Below are 1,382 nucleotides of genomic sequence, written 5' to 3'. Positions count from 1 at the left end.
GCTGATCCTTCTGTTGCTGAACCATTGTCAATAGTTACAATTGGGGCAGCATCATCATCTAAGATGGTTCCTGTTGCATCTACTCCTCCAACACTTAAATCATAAACCTCATTATCTTCATCAATATCATCATCTGTAGTTGCGGATGTTATTGTAAAACTTGTAACACCTGCTGGAACTGTAATTACATCTCCTGTAGTATTTAATGTAACGCCATTACTAAAAGTAGCTGCTGAATAGTCTGCAAAATCCGTAGTGTCATCAACCAAACTAAACGCATATGTTTCTGAGCTTTCTGATGCAACGCTCATTACAACTGAATGTATTAAAGAAGTTCCTTCTGTTTCAGATTCACTTGATACTGAAGCTACAGAAGCAGTATCATTATCCTCAATTGTTCCGGTTGCTGTTACTCCTCCAACACTTAAATCGTAAACTTCATCGTTTTCATCTAAACTATCATTAGTCGTTGCAGTTGTTATTGTAAAACTTGTAACACCTGCTGGAACCGTAATTTCATCTCCTGCTCCATTTAATGTAACTCCATTACTAAAAGTAGCTGATGAATAGTCTGTTGTTGAATCTGTACTATCGTCAACCAAACTAAACGCATATGTTTCAGCACTTGCAGATGCAACACTCATTGCAACGGTATGTACCAAAGAAGTACCTTCTGTTTCTGATGCACTTGATACTGAAGCTACAGAAGCAGTATCATTATCTTCAATCGTTCCTGTTGCTGTTACTCCTCCAACACTTAAATCGTAAACTTCATCGTTTTCATCTAAACTATCATTAGTCGTTGCAGTTGTAATTGTAAAACTTGTAACATTAGCTGGAACAGTAATTGTACCATTTCCATTATTAACTACAAGATCACTAAACGTAGCTGATGAATAATCTGTTGCCGAATCTGTACTATCGTCAACCAAACTAAATGTAATGATATTATCACAACTTGATGCACTATCTAAAGTAACTGTATGCACCAAACTTACTCCTTCTTCTTTAGAATCACTTGTTACATTGTTTACTGTAGGAATGGACGGCTCTAATACTTCAACTATATTACTTTCAACTGGTCCACAATTATTTGCATTTGAGATGGATACTTTATAAAACCCTTTAGTTAATCCAGAATAACTACCATCTGTATCACCATCAGTAGCTGTTGCATTACTAAATACTCCTAAGTAAGTATCTGATCTTAATAAATTATATACCAAACTTCCAGACCCTCCAGTTCCAGAAACTGTAACAGTACCATCTGTTAAACCATTACAACTAATAGCTCCTGCTACTGCTGCACTTGATATGCTAATCGCTGTTGGCTCAGTTACTTCTACTACTCCGCTCTCTATTGGTCCACAACTTTCTGTATC

The 1,382-nt window shown here is 36.5% G+C and carries 1 protein-coding gene; it reads right to left on the bottom strand.

All coding sequences use genetic code 11. The features are described 5' to 3' along the window. The coding region (locus tag ACFQ5N_RS14065) for a hypothetical protein (RefSeq protein ID WP_386810414.1) at window positions 1-1,382 on the bottom strand (1,382 nt) is incomplete at both ends.

This window comes from Lutibacter holmesii (assembly GCF_042679665.1).
GTDB classification, from domain to species: domain Bacteria; phylum Bacteroidota; class Bacteroidia; order Flavobacteriales; family Flavobacteriaceae; genus Lutibacter; species Lutibacter holmesii.
This window is presented reverse-complemented; position numbering and strand designations above follow the sequence as displayed.